The sequence below is a fragment of the Nonomuraea sp. NPDC050786 genome (genome assembly GCF_040654115.1).
Classification (GTDB): domain Bacteria; phylum Actinomycetota; class Actinomycetes; order Streptosporangiales; family Streptosporangiaceae; genus Nonomuraea.
The window spans coordinates 1-17326 of record NZ_JBFAHJ010000011.1; the positions used below are offsets into that span (position 1 = coordinate 1).

Annotated in this window: 17 protein-coding genes and 1 pseudogene; 10 read left to right on the top strand and 8 right to left on the bottom strand. The window is 70.1% G+C overall.

Annotated elements, in window-relative coordinates; translation table 11 throughout:
- Positions 1–96 precede the first annotated feature (96 nt).
- Complete coding sequence (gene ctaD, locus AB0H84_RS21365; protein ID WP_357607159.1) at positions 97–1758, bottom strand: cytochrome c oxidase subunit I; 1662 nt, start codon at positions 1756–1758, stop codon at positions 97–99.
- 189 nt (positions 1759–1947) lie between these two features.
- On the opposite strand from ctaD, the gene AB0H84_RS21370 reads away from it, so the two are divergent.
- Positions 1948–2313 (top strand): response regulator transcription factor, encoded by a 366-nt coding sequence (locus tag AB0H84_RS21370; RefSeq protein WP_357606584.1) that lies wholly within the window; start codon positions 1948–1950, stop codon positions 2311–2313.
- Here the strand turns inward: AB0H84_RS21370 and AB0H84_RS21375 are convergent.
- Positions 2310–2969: a response regulator transcription factor gene (locus AB0H84_RS21375; protein ID WP_357606586.1), complete on the bottom strand. Its 660-nt coding sequence runs from the start codon at positions 2967–2969 to the stop codon at positions 2310–2312. The two genes, AB0H84_RS21370 and AB0H84_RS21375, sit on opposite strands and share 4 nt — an antisense overlap.
- A 51-nt stretch (positions 2970–3020) precedes the next feature.
- Complete coding sequence (locus AB0H84_RS21380) at positions 3021–4451, bottom strand: CHASE3 domain-containing protein (protein ID WP_357606589.1); 1431 nt, start codon at positions 4449–4451, stop codon at positions 3021–3023.
- Positions 4452–4718: 267 nt separating this feature from the next.
- Between AB0H84_RS21380 and AB0H84_RS21385 the strand changes: the two genes are divergently transcribed.
- A complete protein-coding gene (locus AB0H84_RS21385) occupies positions 4719–5732 on the top strand; it encodes an aldo/keto reductase (RefSeq protein WP_357606592.1) in 1014 nt (337 codons plus the stop codon).
- A gap of 155 nt (positions 5733–5887) precedes the next feature.
- Here the strand turns inward: AB0H84_RS21385 and AB0H84_RS21390 are convergent, their stop codons facing one another.
- The gene (locus AB0H84_RS21390) at positions 5888–6595 is read right to left on the bottom strand and encodes an SDR family oxidoreductase (RefSeq protein ID WP_357606595.1); all 708 of its coding nucleotides are present in this window, start codon (positions 6593–6595) and stop codon (positions 5888–5890) included.
- 284 nt (positions 6596–6879) lie between these two features.
- On the opposite strand from AB0H84_RS21390, the gene AB0H84_RS21395 reads away from it, so the two are divergent.
- The 4 genes from AB0H84_RS21395 to AB0H84_RS21410 all read left to right on the top strand — a co-directional run bounded on the left by AB0H84_RS21395 (position 6880) and on the right by AB0H84_RS21410 (position 10312).
- Positions 6880–7533 (top strand): hypothetical protein, encoded by a 654-nt coding sequence (locus tag AB0H84_RS21395; protein ID WP_357606598.1) that lies wholly within the window; start codon positions 6880–6882, stop codon positions 7531–7533.
- A gap of 35 nt (positions 7534–7568) precedes the next feature.
- Entirely contained in the window at positions 7569–8510 is a 942-nt protein-coding gene (locus AB0H84_RS21400; protein ID WP_357606600.1) for an alpha/beta hydrolase, read from the top strand.
- Between the two features lie 66 nt (positions 8511–8576).
- Positions 8577–9026, top strand: coding sequence for a DUF2871 domain-containing protein (locus tag AB0H84_RS21405; protein ID WP_357606603.1), 450 nt, complete (start codon positions 8577–8579; stop codon positions 9024–9026).
- A 131-nt stretch (positions 9027–9157) separates the two neighbouring features.
- Entirely contained in the window at positions 9158–10312 is a 1155-nt protein-coding gene (locus AB0H84_RS21410) for a glycerophosphodiester phosphodiesterase (protein ID WP_357606606.1), read from the top strand.
- Positions 10313–10394: 82 nt separating this feature from the next.
- On the opposite strand, the gene AB0H84_RS21415 is transcribed toward AB0H84_RS21410, so the two are convergent.
- Positions 10395–11519 (bottom strand): amidohydrolase family protein, encoded by a 1125-nt coding sequence (locus tag AB0H84_RS21415; protein WP_357606609.1) that lies wholly within the window; start codon positions 11517–11519, stop codon positions 10395–10397.
- Between the two features lie 79 nt (positions 11520–11598).
- Here AB0H84_RS21415 and AB0H84_RS21420 point away from each other — a divergent pair, with 79 nt between their 5' ends.
- On the top strand, positions 11599–12051 hold the full coding sequence (locus tag AB0H84_RS21420; protein WP_357606612.1) for a hypothetical protein: 453 nt from the start codon (positions 11599–11601) through the stop codon (positions 12049–12051).
- 15 nt (positions 12052–12066) lie between these two features.
- Here AB0H84_RS21420 and AB0H84_RS21425 read toward each other — a convergent pair whose 3' ends face one another.
- The 3 genes from AB0H84_RS21425 to AB0H84_RS21435 form a co-directional block, all read right to left on the bottom strand.
- Complete coding sequence (locus tag AB0H84_RS21425) at positions 12067–12870, bottom strand: SAM-dependent methyltransferase (RefSeq protein WP_357606615.1); 804 nt, start codon at positions 12868–12870, stop codon at positions 12067–12069.
- A 172-nt stretch (positions 12871–13042) separates the two neighbouring features.
- Complete coding sequence (locus tag AB0H84_RS21430; protein WP_357606617.1) at positions 13043–13480, bottom strand: thioesterase family protein; 438 nt, start codon at positions 13478–13480, stop codon at positions 13043–13045.
- A gap of 2 nt (positions 13481–13482) precedes the next feature.
- Positions 13483–14115, bottom strand: a complete 633-nt coding sequence (locus AB0H84_RS21435) for a helix-turn-helix domain-containing protein (protein ID WP_357606620.1) — start codon at positions 14113–14115, stop codon at positions 13483–13485.
- A 101-nt stretch (positions 14116–14216) separates the two neighbouring features.
- Here AB0H84_RS21435 and AB0H84_RS21440 point away from each other — a divergent pair.
- The 3 genes and pseudogenes from AB0H84_RS21440 to AB0H84_RS21450 form a co-directional block, all read left to right on the top strand.
- A pseudogene (locus tag AB0H84_RS21440) lies at positions 14217–14399 on the top strand (helix-turn-helix domain-containing protein); the annotation flags it as partial.
- Between the two features lie 224 nt (positions 14400–14623).
- Entirely contained in the window at positions 14624–16213 is a 1590-nt protein-coding gene (locus AB0H84_RS21445; RefSeq protein ID WP_357606623.1) for an FAD-dependent monooxygenase, read from the top strand.
- 130 nt (positions 16214–16343) lie between these two features.
- Positions 16344–17255, top strand: a complete 912-nt coding sequence (locus tag AB0H84_RS21450; RefSeq protein WP_357606626.1) for a hypothetical protein — start codon at positions 16344–16346, stop codon at positions 17253–17255.
- Positions 17256–17326: the final 71 nt, after the last annotated feature.

The following is a 17326-nucleotide window of genomic DNA, read 5'->3' on the forward strand; positions in this document are numbered from 1 at the left end:
GAGGTCACCACGCGCCATGCCCATGGCTTATCAAGGCCAGACCACACCGCGCAGACGAATCCACAACCCTCTCGTGATCGGAACCCCGAACAGGCCCTAGGACGGCGGGATCTCCGCCTGCGGCTCGGCGGGCAGCGGCGGTCTGCCGGTGTGCGGTACGTGCAGGTCGAAGGCCGGGCGTTCGGAGCGGATGCGCGGCAGAAAGGTGAAGTTGTGCCGCGGCGGCGGGCAGGAGGTGGCCCACTCCAGCGAGTTGCCGAAGCCCCATGGGTCGTCCACGGCCACCTTGGGCGAGCGGCGGTAGGTCCAGTAGACGTTGTAGATGAAGACCAGGGTCGAGACCCCGAGCAGGAACCCGCCGACCGAGGAGATCTCGTTGAGCGTCGTGAACCCGTCGGCCGGGCTGTAGTCGGCGTACCGGCGCGGGAAGCCGAGCACCCCGAGCCAGTGCTGGATGAGGAACGTCGTGTGGAAGCCGATGAACAGCAGCCAGAAGTGCAGTTTGCCCAGCCTGTCGTCGAGCATCCTGCCGGTCATCTTCGGCCACCAGAAGTAGAAGCCGGAGAACATCGCGAAGACCACGGTGCCGAAGACCACGTAGTGGAAGTGGGCCACCACGAAGTAGGTGTCGCTGATGTGGAAGTCCAGGGGCGGCGAGGCGAGGATGATGCCGGTCAGCCCGCCCAGCAGGAACGTCACCAGGAAGCCGACCGCGAAGAGCATCGGCGATTCGAAGGACAGGTGACCGCGCCACATCGTGCCCGTCCAGTTGAAGAACTTCACCCCGGTCGGGACGGCGATGAGGAACGTCATGAACGAGAAGAACGGCAGCAGCACCTGTCCGGTGACGAACATGTGGTGGGCCCACACGGTCATCGACAGCCCGGCGATGGCGATGGTGGCGCCGATCATGCCGATGTAGCCGAAGAGCGGTTTGCGGCTGAACACCGGGATCACCTCGGTGATGATGCCGAAGAAGGGCAGCGCGATGATGTACACCTCGGGGTGGCCGAAGAACCAGAACAGGTGCTGCCACAGCATCGCGCCGCCGCTGGCCGCCTCGAAGACGTGGGTGCCGAGCTTGCGGTCCGACTCCAGCACGAGCAGCGCCCCGGCCAGCACGGGGAACGCCATCAGCACCATCATGCTGGTCAGCAGGGTGTTCCAGGTGAAGATCGGCATCCGGAACATGGTCATGCCCGGCGCCCGCATGGAGATGATGGTGGTGATGAAGTTGACCGAGGTGAGAATGGTGCCGAGACCGCTGAGCGCCAGCCCCATCACCCACAGGTCGCCGCCGATGTTGGGGCTGAAGTGCCCGGTGGACAGCGGCGTGTAGGCGAACCAGCCGAAGGGGGCGGCACCGCCGGGCGTGCAGAAGCCGCTCACCACGATGAGCCCGCCGAACAGGAACAGCCAGTAGCCCACCATGTTGAGCCGGGGGAAGGCCACGTCGGGGGCGCCGATCTGCAAGGGCATGATGAAGTTGGCGAACCCGGCGAAGAGCGGGGTCGCGAAGAGCAGCAGCATGACCGTGCCGTGGATGGTGAAGAGCTGGTTGTACTGCTCCGCCGTGACGTACTGCAGCCCCGGGGCGACCAGCTCGGCCCGGATCACCATCGCCATGATCCCGGCCAGGAGGAAGAAGACGAAGCTGGTCGAGAGGTAGAGATAACCGATCACCTTGTGGTCCGTGGTGGACGCCACCGAGGCGATCAACCGCCCGGTTCTGCCCCGGCGACTGGCCGGGGTGGAGATCGTGGGCTCCGGCTGTGGCCCGATCCTGGTCACGACGTGTTCCCTCCGACGGCTGCCCGGGGGGACACGAAAGCGGACTTCCCGCTTCACCGTATGGGTAACCGATCCGGACCCTTAGAAGTCGGTCATGTTCGGAGATTCCAGGTAGCTGCAATGCGCGGGAAGGGACCCTGCTGCGATTCTGAACGTGTGGGTCTGTGCTGTCTGATCGTCGACGACAACGATCACTTTCTCCAGGCGGCGAGGCAGCTCCTGGAGCGTGAGGGGATCGACGTCGTCGGTGTGGCGTCTACGGGCGCCGATGCGCTGGCGCGGTTCGAGGAGCTGCGCCCGGACATCGCGCTGGTCGACATCGACCTCGGTGGAGAGAGCGGTTTCGACGTGGCGCAGCGGCTGCTGGAGGCCCAGAACGGCCATCGTACGAACGTCATCCTCATCTCGGCGTACGACGAGAGCGACTTCGCCGACCTGATCTCCGAGAGCCCCGCGATCGCGTTCCTGCCCAAGTCCGAGCTCTCGGCGCGGACGATCCACGAGGTCATCGGCGTCGCCTAGCGGGATTCGAGGAAGGTGAGCACGGCGAGCACGCGCCGGTGGTCGTCCTCCGTCTCCGGCAGCCGCATCCTGGCCATGATGCTGCGTACGTGCTTCTCGACGGTGCCCTCGGTGATCCACAGCCGGTGGGCGATCCCGGCGTTGGACCGGCCCTCGGCCATCAGCGCCAGGACTTCGCGCTCCCGCTCGGTGAGGGTTTCCAGCGGGTCGTCCCTGCGGCGGGCCGCGATGAGCTCCTGGACCAGGCTCGGGTCGACGACCGAGCCGCCCTGGGCGATGCGCCGCAGCGTCTCGACGAAGTCGCCCACGTCGACCACCCTGCTCTTGAGCAGGTAGCCCACCCGCTGCCCCGCGGCGATCAGCTCCATCGCCTGCTCGACCTCGACGTGCGCCGACAGCAGCAGGATGCCCGTCCCGGGCGCCTCCTCCCGGATGACGCGGGCCGCTTCCAGGCCCTCCGTCGCGTGTCCGGGAGGCATCCGGATGTCCACGACGACGAGGTCCGGCTTCTGCTCGCGGACCAGAGCGAGGAGGCCGGGCGCGTCCCCCGCCTGGCCGACGACCTCGAACCCCGAGCTCGTGAGCAGGCTTGCGAGCCCTTCACGGAGCAGGACGTCGTCGTCCGCCAGCGCCACCCGCGTCGCACTTGCGTCCACACCCCCTCTCTGCCCGCCTGAGCTGCGAGAATTCAACGACGGCCGAACCGCCTACCGGCCGGTGACAGGGAGATCGACGATGAGCGTCGTGCCCTGGGCGGGCGGGCTGGTGATGGTCATGCGCCCGCCCAGCGCCTCGACCCGATCGGTCACTCCGACCAGGCCCGACCCTCCGCCGGCCGCCGCGCCTCCCGCGCCGTCGTCGTGTACCTCGAGGTGCAGGAGCCCATTCCGGGCCTCCGCCTGCACCGTCGCGACCGTCGCACGGGCGTGCTTGGCGGTGTTCGCCAGCGCCTCGCAGACCACGTAGTACGCGGCCACCTCGACCGGCTCCGGCAGCCGGGTGGGCACGTTCAGGTCGAGCTCGACCGGGACCGGGCTGCGGCGGGCGAGCGCTTTCAGCGCCGGGCCCAGGCCGGCGCGGCTCAGGACCGCCGGGTGGATGCCGCGGGAGATCTCGCGCAGCTCGTCCACCGCCTCCCCCAGCCCGTCGGCCAGCCGGTTCAGCCGCTCGCCGAGCTCTGTCCGGTCGTCCGGGAGCCCGGTCGTGAGCCCGGTCGTGGGCCCGGTGGTGAGCGTCGCCTGGGCGGTGCGGACCTCGAGCGCGAGCGAGACCAGCCGCTGCTGGATGCCGTCGTGCAGGTCGCGTTCGATGCGCCGGCGGGCCTGGTCGGCGGCGGTCACGATACGCGACCGCGAGGCGGCCAGCTCTTCGCGGTTGCGGGCCAGGGTGGCCGCCATCGTGTTGAAGCTGCGCTGCAGGAGGCCGATCTCACCGACGCCGCGGCCCGGCACGCGCGCCGCGAGGTCGCCGCCCGCCAGCCGCCCGGCGGTCGCTGCCACGCGGCGGACCGGTGCGACCACCGCGCGCGTGAGATAGGCCGTGTACGCGGCGATCAGCGCGATGGAGGCGATCAGCCCCACCGCCCCGACGGCCCCGGCGCGGCGCGCGGCCTCGTAGGAGCTCCGCTGCTGGGCCTCGAGCAGCGACTGCTCGGCCGCCACCAGCGCGCTGAAGTCCGCGCGGATCGCGTCCACGCGCCGCTCCCCCTCGGCCACCGCCGTGACCGTGACCGCGCCGGCGTCGCGGCGGGCGGCCAGCACGAGCGGCTTGGTGTAATCGTCGATGTACGAGGCGCCCGCGGCCACGATCCGGTGCACGCGCTCCCGCTGCGCGGGATTGTCGGCGACCAGCCTCTTCAGCTCGCCGGTCTCTTTGGGGTAGATGGCGACGGCCTCCTGCCACGGCCGAAGAAAGCGCTCCTGCCCCGTGAACGCGTATCCGCGCAGGCCCGTCTCCATGTCCATGATCCGGCGTTCCAGCCGGTTGGCCACCACCAGGACCTGGGTGGAGTGCCCGGCCTGGAGCTGTGAACGGCGCATGCCGGCCATCGAGTACAGCAACATCACGAAGGTGGCCCCGACGACCAGCGCGAGCACGATCCCCGCGGCCACCGCGCGCTGGGTCAGGCCGCTACCCACGCCAGCCCCCGGTCCGTGTGCCGGCCTGGGCCCACTCCCCTGTCCGGCCCAAGCCTCTGCTGAAAAGTCTATCGCCCATCTCGACGCGGACGACAAGGCCGGTCACTGTCGGTACACGAACCCGGAGCCGGCGTGGGGTCGGGCGCACCAGCACGAGCTGCGGCTGCCGGAGATATTCGGGGCAATTCAGTGAACCTTCGCCATAAGATCGCCACCGCGCCGCAGGGGCCGCAGAATGCGACATGACCGCTCTTGAAGGGATTGATCATGCGTTATCGGCTGTTCGGATCGACCGGCCTGCGGGTCTCGGAGTTGTTTCTCGGTGCGATGACGTTCGGCGAGCAGGGCGGGGTGGGAGCACCGATCGGCGAGTGCCGCCAGATGCTCGACGCGTACGCCGAGGCGGGCGGCAACGTGATCGACACGGCGGTCAACTACCGCGGCGGCGCCAGCGAGGAGATCCTCGGCGAGCTGCTCGCGGCCCGCCGGGACGCCTTCGTGCTGGCCAGCAAGTACACCGTCTCCCGCGACGGCGCCGACCCCAACGCCGCGGGCAACCACCGCAAGAACCTCGTCCTGTCCCTGGAGACCAGCCTGCGCCGGCTGGGCACCGACTACCTCGACATCTACTGGGTGCACCTGTGGGACCGGCACACCCCCGTCGAGGAGACCATGCGTGCCCTGGACGACGTGGTCCGCGCCGGAAAGGTGCTGTACGTCGGGATCTCCGACGCCCCGGCGTGGATCGTCTCGCGGGCCAACACACTGGCCGAGTGGCGCGGCTGGACGCCCTTCGCGGGCCTGCAGGTGCCCTACAGCCTGCTCAACCGCGACATCGAGCGCGAGCTGCTGCCCATGGCCGAGTCGTACGGCATGACCGTCGCGGCCTGGAGCCCGCTGGGCGGCGGCGTGCTGTCGGGCAAGTTCGCCCAGGGCACCGCGGGGCCGGGCACCCGGATCCCGGCCGAGTCGATCAGCGACCACGACCTGGCCGTCGCACGCGTGGTGCAGGACGTGGCCGGAGAGCTGGGCGTCACCAGCGCGCAGGTGGCGATCGCATGGACGCGGGCCCGGTCGCGCGCCGTGCACCCCATCATCGGGGCGCGCTCCGTGACGCAGCTCGCCGACAACCTGGCCGCGCTCGACTGCGAGCTGCCGGACGAGGCGGTGCGGCGGCTGGAGGAGGCCACCGGATTCGTCGCCGGGTTCCCCGCCGACTTCATCGGGCAGACCTCGCCCTGGGTGTTCGGTGAGGCATCGCAGCGAGTCGACGGCCGCTGACGAAACCTCAAGGGAGGGTGGGAGATCGCGTCGTCGGTGAAGTACGAGGCGACGCGCGTGGAGTCGTGTGCGTTGACCGCGGCCGCCCACCGGTCCAGGACGGTGCGCAGGATCTGGGTCTCGGTGCCGGCCATGCTGCTTCCTTCCCGGCGCACTCAGTGACCGGCGCTCTGGCCGCCGTCCACGTGCAGGATCTCGCCCGTGACGAACGACGCCGTCTCGAGGTAGACGATCGCGTCCACGACGTCGTGGATCTCCCCCATCCGGCCCACCGGGTGCAGGCCGGCCAGGAACTCGTGGGTCTCGGCCGGGTGCATCGGGGTGCGGATGACGCCGGGCGCGACCGCGTTGACCCGGACGCCGCGCGAGGCGTACTCGATGGCCAGGGATTTGGTGACCGAGTTGAGGCCGCCCTTGGTCAGCGCCGCCAGCGCGGCCGGCACGCCGCTGTCGGCGTACTCGGCCAAGGTGGTCGTGATGTTGACCACGTGTCCGCCACCTTGGGCGAGCATCACGTCGATGGCCCGCTGGGAGATCTCGAAGAACCCTCGCAGGTTGACCCCCGTCACCAGCTCGTAGTCCTCGTCGGTGTACTCGGTGAACGGCTTGGACATGAACACGCCGGCGTTGTTGATCAACGTGTCCACGCGGTCGAACGCGTCGAGCGCCGCCCCGATGACGCTCGCGCCGACGGCCGGGGCGGCGATGTCGCCGGCGACGGTCCGAACCATGGGGTCATCGGAGGGCGCGATCGTTCGAGCATTCGCGACGACCGCGTGGCCGAGCTTGCGGTACGCGGCCACCAGTGCCGCGCCGATGCCTTGGGACGCGCCGGTGATCACGGCGACTTTGGGTGTGCTCATTGGATTCTCTTCCGGCTGCTATGACATGCCTGCCTCCGGCTGCGGGCGAGGGCGGCTCTCGGGATTCAGCACTCGGATGCTGCGTCAACCGGCCGCGATCTCGCCACGACCGGCATTCTCCCTGCTGGGAGGCGCAACCTCCTACCAAGCTACGATGAGCGGACGGAGCTACGCCAGTTGCCGGCACCGCCGTGAGCAGCCCCGCCAGGACATCGAACCGCCATGACGACCCGCGATCCACGATCGCTGGAGGTCGCGGATTCACTATGTGAGGATCCGTGATCGTGGAAGCTTCCGATCTGAACACCTCCGCCGACGACGGCTCACCAGGACGGGCAGGCTACCGGCGGTCGGCGGGGTCGCCGCGCGGCGAGGCCAGGCGCCGCGAACTCCTCGACCGGGTCACCGACGATCTCGCGGTCAACGGGCTGGTGGACTTCTCGCTCCGGCGGGCCGCGCGGGCGGCCGGCACCACGCACAAGGTGCTGCTCTACCACTTCGACGGGGCCGACGACCTGCTCAAGCAGGCCGTACTCAAGCTGCGCGACAGGCGCACCGTCAACGCCATGGCCGTCGCCACCGCCGGACCCGCCGACCGGACGCTGGCCGCTCGGGTACGCGCCATGTGGCCCGTGCTCAGCGGGGACGATCCGGGCCTGCGCCTGCTCGACCAGGCCATCGGTCTGGCGATGTACGACCCCGGCCGCTACGGCTGGCTCGGCCGGGAGGCGTCGCGGCTCTATCTGCCCTCATTGGTGGCGCTCTGTCCGGAGACCTGGTCCGAGCAGCGCAAGTTCGAGGTCGCCGAGATGATCCTCGGGACGCTCCGGGGCTTCCTGGTGGAGTGGCGGACCAGCCGTGACGCGGAGGGGATCGCCGCCGGGTTCGAGGCCCTGATCCGTGCGCTGGAGCGGGAAGAGGCTGCGGCGTCGGCTTGATGGACAATTTGAGAACCAAGTGGTTCACTTTAGCCATGACATCAGCAGAGGCCGGCGCGCGGCAGGCGGTTCGCTTCGCCAGCGGCGGCACCGAATGCGCCGCCTGGCACTATCCCGGAACGAACGGCGCATGTGTGATCATGGCCGGCGGGTTCGCGGTGCCCAAGGAGCCGGCCACCGACCTGTTCGCCAAGCGATTTCACGATGCCGGTTTCAGCGTTCTCGCCTTCGACTACCGCGGTGTCGGGAAGAGCGGTGGACAACCGCATCTCGTTCTCCCCGTCAAGAACCTGCTGGCCGACTGGGAGGCCGCGATCGCGTTCGCCGCGACCCTGCCGGGCGTGGACGCCGACAGGCTCGCACTCTGGGGGTTCTCCGCGTCCGGCGGTCACGTCATCCGCGTGGCGGCACGCAATCCGCGGCTCGCGGCGGTGATCGCCCAGACGCCCAACGTCGGCGGCCTCGCCGCCATGCGCAGCGTGACGAGCCACCAGAAGCCCCTCGCGATGCTGCGCTTCACCGGCAGGGGCATCGCCGACGCCGTCGGGGCCCTGGCCGGCCGGCGGCGGCCCCTGCTGGTGCCGCTCGCCGGCGAGCCGGGAACCGTCGCCATGCTGGTCACGCCGGACGCGCTGGACGGCCCGGACGCGCTCGACCCTGACAGCAGATACTCGGACTGGCAGCAGAAGGTCGCGGCCCGCTCCGCGCTCCGTCTCGCGTTCTACCAGCCGGGCCGCGACGCGTCCCGCGTACGGAGCCCGCTGCTCGTCCTCACCTGCGATCAGGACCAGAGCGCTCCCCCGGGACCCGCGATCGATGCGGCGCGCCGAGCGCCCGGCGCGGAGCTGGTCCGCCTGCCCGGCAGCCATTACGCGCCTTTCGCGGAGATGCACGAGCAGGCCATCGAAGCCCAGCTGTCGTTCCTCAGCCGGCACCTGCTCGATCAGCTGACCGGAATTGCGAAAACGGATCTTTAGCCCGATACTCCTCAAGACAAAACCGGACTACGGTCCAGCCCTGCGTGAGAGCGAAGGTCAGCACCCATGAGGAAGATCCTCAACGTTGCCCACGTCTACATGATCCTCGGCGTGGTCAGCGGCCTCTATTACCGCGAGATCACCAAGCTGACCGGTTTCACCGGCGACACGCAGCTCGGCGTCGTCCACACGCACCTGCTGGCGCTCGGGATGCTCTTCTTTCTCCTCGTCCTCGTCCTGGAGAAGCTGTTCGCGTTGACCTCCAGCCGCCTCTTCGGCTGGTTCTTCTGGATCTACAACGCGGGCCTGGCGGTGACCGTCGCCATGATGACCCTCCACGGGACCCTGACGGTGCTGGGCCATGCCGGCAACGAGGCCATCGCGGGGGTCGCCGGACTGGGCCACATCCTCCTGACCGTGGGTCTGGTCCTGCTCTTCGTCACCCTGGGCAAGCGCATCCCCGCCAAGCCGGCGCCGACCCAGCCGGCCGACGCCGCCCAGACCTCGACTCTCTAGCCGAGGTCTGCTCGAGCTCGTTACCGGATATTCCGCCATTATTGGCCCAAAACGGCGTTTCGGTCCTTACCATAATGGCCGCGGTGATCACCGGTGAGAGTCTCCGGTGCGGACACCGCAGGGAGTCCCACGTGCGTAAGTTCGCAGCCACCACCCTCGCCGTCCTCACCCCCCTGGCCGGAGCCGCCGCGGCTCCGGCCGCGGCGGAGGCCGCCCCCGACCGGTCGCAGGTCGTCATCATCGGCCACCGCGGCTCGGCGGGCCACCGCCCCGAGCACACACAGGGCGGGTACGAGCTGGCCGTGGCCATGGGCGCCGACTGGATCGAGCCCGATCTCGTGCCGACCAAGGACCACGTGCTGGTCGTCAGGCACGAGAACGAGATCTCCGGCACCACCGACGTGTCGCTGCGTCCCGAGTTCGCCGCCCGCAAGACCACCAAGGTCGTCGACGGGCGCAACGTGACCGGATGGTTCACCGAGGACTTCACGCTGGCCGAGCTGAAGACCCTGCGCGCGGTCGAGCGGCTGCCCGCCATCCGCCAGCGCAACACGGTGTACAACGGCTACTACCCGGTGCTCACCTTCCAGGAGGTGCTCGACCTGGCCAAGCGGCTCTCGCGCCAGTACGGCAGGCAGGTCGGCGTCTTCCCCGAGACCAAGCACCCGACCTACTTCAGGTCGATCGGGCTGCCGCTGGAGGAGCCACTGATCGAGACCGTCAAGCGCAACGGGCTCGACCGGCCGAACAGCCCGGTGGTGGTCCAGTCGTTCGAGCCGTCCAGCCTCAAGCGGGTGGCCAGGGACCTGCGCGTGCCGCTCTGGCAGGCGCTGGGCACCACCGGCCGGCCGTACGACCTGACGGCGGCCGGGGACCCGACGACCTACGCGGACATGATGAAGCCCGAAGGGCTGGCGGAGATCGCCAAGTACGCGCAGTGGATCGGGCCGGACAAGTCATCGGTGATCCCGATCAACCGGGACGGCAGCTCGGGCACCCCGACGACGCTGGTGTCCGACGCGCACAAGGCGGGGCTGAAGATCGGCGTGTACACCTTCCGCAGCGAGAACCAGTACCTGCCCCTCCAGCTGCGCCGCGGCCAGAACCCGATCGACCATGGGGACGCGCCGGCGGAGTACCGCGCGCACCTGGACCTGGGCGTGGACGCCTTCGTCACCGACTACCCCGACACCGCCGCCCTGGTGAAGGGCGAGCGGGGCAAGCCGCACAGGCCCGTACAGCCGCAGCAGTTCGACAACGGCCTGCCGGAAGAGGGCCAGGCATAGCCACGGGCTCAGCAGACGGCGGCTCCACAGACGGAGGCCAGCGGGCGGCGGCTCCGCAGACGGGGGCCCAGCGCGCCGGGGCTCAGCGGATGATCCGGCCGCGGTGGATGACGCGCGCCGGGCAGTGCAGGGCGGCGAGGTCGGAGCGCGGGTCCACGTCATAGGCGACCAGGTCGGCGGGAGCGCCGTGCCCGAGCCCGGGGAAGCCGAGAAAGGAGCGCGCCGTCCACGAGGCCGCGCCGATCGCCGCCACGGCGGGCATCGGGGACGCCGCCAGGCGGCGCACCTCGCCGGCCACCCGTCCGTGCGGGAGCTCGGGCGTCCCGTAGCTGTCGGTCCCGGCCAGCACCGTCACCCCGGCCTCGTACGCGGCCGACACCAGCGGCCCCAGGCGCGCGTGGGCCGACCGGAACCACTCGCGGAACCGGTCGGACCCCGAGGCGCGGGCGACCTGCTCGAAGGTCTCCCAGACGGTGAACGTGGGCACCAGGGCCGTCCGCCCGCGGGCCATCCGGTCCAGCAGAGCCGGGTCGAGGCCCAGCCCGTGCTCGAGACTGTCCACCGCGGCCGCCACCGCGGCCCGCGCGCCCGCCTCCGTCTGCGCGTGCACAGCGACCCGGTCGCCCACGGCGTGCACCCGCCGGGTCAGCTCGGCGAGCAGGCCGGCCGGGAGCGGCGGCGCATCGAGCCCCTCCTCGCCGACCACCCAGTCCGCGTACACCTTGCACCAGCCCCCGGACGCGCGCGCCTCCTCGACCGCCGCGTCCGCCAGCTCCGCCTCGCCGACGTGCCGCGTCCACCCGTCGTAGAACATGCCGGGCAGGCCCAGCCAGCGACCGGCCGAGACGACGCGCGGCTGGTCCGGCTCCGCCCCGAACCACGCGGGGAGCCGGTCGGCCGAACCGGGGACGCGCAGGAGCGTCACTCCGGCCGCCAGATGGTCACGTCCGTGCTGCCGGAGCAGCGCCGGGTCGAGCGGGTCGCCCGGACGCAGGGCGCCGGGGTGCGTGTGCGCGTCCACGAGCCCCGGCAGCAGCCAGCCACCGTCCACAACGGTGGTGGCGCCGGGCACCGGCTCGCACGTGAGCCTGCCGTCCGTGATCCAGAATTCGGCCCATTCCTCGGTGGGCAGCACGACGCCACGCACGCGCCACCGCTCCCCGTGGCGGCCCCTGCCCGTGCGGCCCGACTCGTTCCCCCTGCTCATGCTCTCGTACGGAATGTTCCCCGGCGGTGCCGAGGAACCCGCGAAGGACGCGAGGATTGCGCGAATGAGGGTAAGACACATGGCCGCGACCTTGCTCACCCTGTTATTCGTGAATTTCGGCAGCGGCTGTGCCACGTGTGCCGTTTCGCAGGGGCCGCCGGTTGTTCTGCCGAAGCCCGGCGCGTCCGCCGACGCGGTGGTCCGCGCATACCTGGCCGCCGTCCAGGCGCGTGACCACGATGCGGTCCGCGCTTTGTCGGCGCCGTCCTATTACGAGCGCGTCCACCACTGGCCCACTGATCCGATCGGCACATGGGCCGACGTCAAAATCTCCGAGGTCGGTGAACCGACTCCCGACGAGTACGGGCCCGGCGGCTACCGGCAGGTCCGGAGGGTCTACGTCGACATCGAGGTCCGCCGGTGCAATGAAGAGCCTCCGGATGACGACCGCCATTTCCCCTACACCTTTCTGGTGGGCAGGCAGTCGGACGACGCTCCTTGGCGGGTCATCGATTTCGGCGGGCTCACCTGAACCCGCCCGCTTCCGCTATCCCTTACGGGCGATGCCGCCGTACATGAGCCGCTGCCCCACGGTCAGGTCCGCCGGCACCGGCTCGTCCGGTCGCCACAGCGGCAGCGGGACGAGGCCCGGCTCCAGCAGTTCGAAGCCGTCGAAGAAGGCGGTGATCTCCTCAGGAGTCCGGAACCGGCCGGTGCCGAGCAGCGCGAGGTACTTCTTCTCCGCGTCCCGGGCCTCCTGGCTGGAGTCGCAGAAGTGCGTGATGAACAGGTGGCTGCCCGGCGGCACCGCCGCCATGTACGCCTCGACGATCCCCCTGGGGTCCTCCTCGTCGTGCAGGTGGTGCAGGATGCCGACCAGCATCACGCCCACCGGCCGGTCGAAGTCGATGAGCTTGCGAACGGCCGGGTCGGCGAGGATCGACGCCGGGTCGCGCAGGTCGGAGGTGACGACCGCGGTGTTCTCGTTCTCCGCCAGCATCGCCCGCCCGTGTGCCAGCACCATCGGATCGTTGTCGACGTACACCACCCGCGCCTCCGGGTTCGCCCGCTGCGCGACGTGGTGGGTGTTCTCCACGGTCGGCAGGCCCGAGCCGAGGTCGATGAACTGGGTGACGCCCTCGGCGCACATGTACCGGACGCCCCGGCCGAGGATCTGCCGGTTGTAGGCGGCCACGTCGTAGATCTCGGGGACGACCTTCGCGATCTCGGCGACGAAGGCGCGGTCGACCTCGAAGTTGTCCTTCCCGTTCAGGACGACGTCATAAGCCCTGGCGATGCTGGGCTTGGTCGTGTCGATGCTGGCCTTCCAGGCGTCAAAGCTGTCCCCCACCGGACGATCCCTTCTCGCGGCTCCGGTCTTCCAGGTACCGATGATCATAGGGCGACGGGACGTGGCGAAATGCGACTTTCCGCCACAAGCCAGCTCGATCCAGGTCGGCCCAGAGCCACCTGCCCACCGCGCCAGGCAGTTCCGGCCGCCGGCCCGGCGACCCGGCGGGACCTCAGCATGCCGCCGCCGTCCGGAGCAGGGGTTCGGCGGCGGTACGCAGCTCGTCGCTGAACGGCGCCGGCCGGAACGTGGCCGGGTCCAGGTTGACGTTGACCCGGTAGCCGTCCGCGTGCATCACCGCCCGGTCGGCCGAGAGCACGCGGAAGCCGTACACGCCGCTGGTGCGGCCCATGCGCTCGAGCCAGAAGTGCACCAGCTGCTCGCCCGCCCCGGCGATGGGTGCGTGGTAGGTCACCTTGAACTCGCGTACGGCGAGGAACACGTCCTTGAACGCCGACCGCGCCGGATCGGGCGTCCAGCCGAGGCGCTGCCAGTACGCGCCGATCGCCCGCTCGACGAGCAGGGCGTACCGGGAGTTGTGCAGCAGGCCCATGGCGTCGAGATCGTCGAAATGCACCTGCACGGGCTCGTAGACGCCGTCGTCAATCATGATCAGTTCTCCGGGAGAAGTGCTGGGTCGGGGCAGAGGGCGCGCAGGCGCTGCAGGACGGCGCGGCGGGCGTGCCGGAGCGAGTCCGGCCCGCCGTGCAGGCGGGAGTGGATGATGACCATCTCGCCGAGCGCGTCGATCTCGTACGCGAGCTGCGCAGGGTCCACGCTCTCGGCGAGTTCGCCCAGCGCGACGGCCTCCGCCACCTGCCGCCGGATGAACTCCTGCCACTCGCGCATGGACCGCGCGACGCGGTCGCGCACGGCCCCGGGACGGTCGTCGAACTCGGCCTGCACGGTGAAGAAGAAGCACCCGCCCGGCAGCACGCCGTCGTCGTAGAACGTCAGCCGCGCTTCGTGCAGCGCGAACAGCCGCCGCACGCCGGCGGGGGCCCGCAGGGCCGGTGCCACGACGTGCTCGGTCCACTGGCGCGCGGCCCACTCCACGGCGTCGAGCTGCAGTTGCTCTTTGTCCCGCCAGTGGGCGAAAAATCCGGACTTGCTGGTGCCGGTCGCTGTCGCCAGCCGCCCCAGGGAGAGCCCGTCCAGCCCTTCGACGGAGGCCAGGCCCACCGCCTGCTCCAGGATCGCCTCCCGGCTGCGCAACCCGCGCAGCCGGCGGCCGTCTTGTGTCATGGGCTCAAACTATATTAACGACCGATCGGTTGTATATTATCGGCAAATATTTGCTGAGCGCGCATCTTTTCTGATCGCGCAAAAATAGGTACTGTGGCCGTGTGAGCGTCGAAGGGCTGCGGGAGCGTAAGAAGCGGGCGACCCGCATCGCGTTGAGCTGGGCTGCCATCCGCCTCTGCGTGGAGCGCGGGCTGGACAACGTCCGCGTGGAGGACATCGCCGCCGAGGTCGGCGTGTCTTCGCGCACGTTCAACAACTACTTCTCCAGCAAGAGCGAGGCGATCGCCTTCCGGCACCTGGAGCGCGCCCGGCAGATCGCGGAGGAGCACGGTCACCGGCCGCTGGATGCGCGCCCACTCCGCCGCCCCGATCACGGACCTGCTGATCGACGCACTCCGGCAGGTGTCGGCGGGGCTGCCCGTCCCCTGACGCGAACCCCGCACACCCCACAGTGAGCAACCGGCACGCCGCCGGTCGCCCCGTCATGCCCATTTTCAGGAGGAACGCCATGTCTGCCGATGTCGTCATCGTCGGAGGAGGCCCGAACGGGCTGATGCTGGCCTGCGAACTGAGCCTCGCCGGAGTACGGCCGGTGGTGCTGGAGCGGCTGCCGGAACGCATCGGCGAGATCCGCGCCAACGGCCTGGTCGGCCAGGTGGTGCGGCTGCTCGAACGGCGCGGCCTGTACGAGCGCCTGAGCGGCTCCAAGGAGCCGCCGCAACCGGCGCCTGTCTACGTGTTCGGCGCGCTCCCGCTGGACCTGAGCATGCTGGAGGACAATCCGCTCTATCTCTTGGGCGTGCCACAGCCGCGCATCGAAGCGGTCCTGGAGGAGCGCGCGCTCGAGCTGGGCGTAGAGATCCGCCGGGGACACGAGATCACCGGGCTGTCACAGCGGGACGACGCGGTCACGGTCGAGGTCATGGGACCGGCCGGCGCCTACCGGATGGACGCCGGCTACCTGGTGGGGGCGGACGGCGGCGGCAGCCTGACGCGCAAGCTGGCCGGCATCGGCTTCCCCGGCGTGACCAGGGACGGCACGGTCTCCCGCACCGTGCACGCCACGGTGCCGGAGTCGATGGTCGATCCGGCCACGGGCGGCCTGAACGTGCCCGGCCACGGGCACATCCCGCCGTTCCTGCACCACCGCACCGAGCGCGGGCTGTTCGTGTACGCCCCGTTCCCCGGCAGGACGCCGTTGGTGGCCACCACCGAGTGGCCCTCTGACCCACCCGGCGACGAGCGGCCACTGTCCCTGGACGAGATGCGCGCCAGCGTCCGGCGGGTGCTCGACGCCGACGTGCCGCTCGGCGAGCCGGCGGGCGACGGCCCCTTCCTGCGGCGCACGCTGGTCGGTGGCAACACGCGCATCGCCGACCGGTACCGGGAGCGCCGGGTCCTGCTGGTCGGCGACGCCGCGCACGTGCACAGCGCGATCGGCGGGCCCGGTCTCAACCTGGGCCTGCAGGACGCGGTGAACCTGGGCTGGAAACTCGCCGCCGAGATCCGCGGCTGGGCCCCGCTCGGGCTGCTGGACAGCTACGAGACCGAACGGCGGCCGGCCTCCGAACGGGTGGTCATGCACACCCAGTCCCAGTCGGCGCTGATCGCCCCAGGCGCCGAGGTCACGGCGCTGCGCGTGCTGTTCACCGAGTTCCTCGCCGACCGGCGCAACGTCCAGCACATCGCGGACATGATGGCCGGCGCCGACCTCCGCTACGAGATGGGCGCGGGTGACGACGCCCACCCCTTGATCGGCCGGTGGGCCCCGGACCTGCTGCTGGACACCGGAACCGGCCCCGTCCGGCTCGCCGGCCTGACCGGGGAGGCCCGGCCCCTCCTGGTGGACCTGACCGAGCAGGAATCGCTCGCCGGGGAGGTCTCGGGATGGCGCGACCGGGTGGACGTCGTCACGGCCCGCCTCCAGGACCCGGTCACGACGCGCCCCGATGGCTCCGCCGCGTCCGTCACCGGACTGCTCCTGCGCCCGGACTGCTACATCGCCTGGGCCTCGGCGTCGCCCCGTCCCGGCTCTGATGACCGCGAGGGCCTCCGCACGGCACTGTCACGATGGTTCGGGGCGCCGCTCGCAGCGTGATGCCCGGCTTCACCTGGGCGGCACCGTGACCGCGGCGGCGAGGCGCAGCGCCGGACATTCCGGTCTCGCACCGAAGGCATATATGTTCCGTCAATAATTCGTCAACGCCCGGGCTCTATCTTCGTGCGCCATGTCCATGCTCCAGGTTGCGGAAGACCGCACTGATATATCCCCGCCTCCCGAGAAGGACGCCTCTCCGGAGGAGAGCGGCGACGGCAGCGTTCTCAGGATGCTCGAGCGCATCAGCTCCGTCATCGTCCCCATCGGCGTCGGCCTCTACGCGCTGCTCTACCTCGGCGTCCAGGAGATGTACGGCGTCTTCGGCATCAACCCGGAGCAGGCGGGCATCGACCAGTCCGTGCTCCTGGGCCGGCTCATGGGCACCCTGGTCCTGATCATGCTGGTCGGCATCCCCGCGCTCGGCCTCCTCACCGGCTTGTGGTGGCTGGCCGACAAGCTGGCCGGTGGCGCGCTCGGCAGGCTGGTCGGCACCGTCCGGCGGCGTCCGTGGATCTCCGCCGTGATCGCCGCGCTGTGGTGCGGTGCGACCTACTGGGGGCTGTTCAACATCCTCGGCGATCTCGACCTCGCCGTCATGGTGGTCATCGCCGTGGGGCTCGGCGTGCTGACGTTCCTGGTGCCGTTCCGGCTGATGCGCCGCAGGCCGGTCGGGCGTGCCGGCATGAAGGTCCTCGTCGGCGCCCTCACCGGGATCGGCCTGGGCTGCCTGCTCATCCTGGCGATGGTCCGGGGCGCGGTGGAGGTCCAGGAGACCGGCCAGGCCAACGAACTGCTGGGCTACGTCGGCTTCCAGGACCAGTGGACCATCCTCAAGAACGCCGAGGACGACAAGCCGCTCTACGACGGTCGCTGGATGATGCTGCTCGGCGAGAGCGACGGCACGTACGTCTTCTACGACTGCGACAAGTACGAGACCTTCCGCCGGCCCATGGAGACGACCAACCTCGGCAGCATCCAGCTCGACCCCGAGCGGGAGAAGGGCTACACCTGCGGCTCGCTCGCCAAGGACACCAAGAACTGATCAACCCGAAGGGGCGGGGGCCGACCGTGATACCCGCCCCACACCGACATAGATGAGGTGAAACTGGAAAC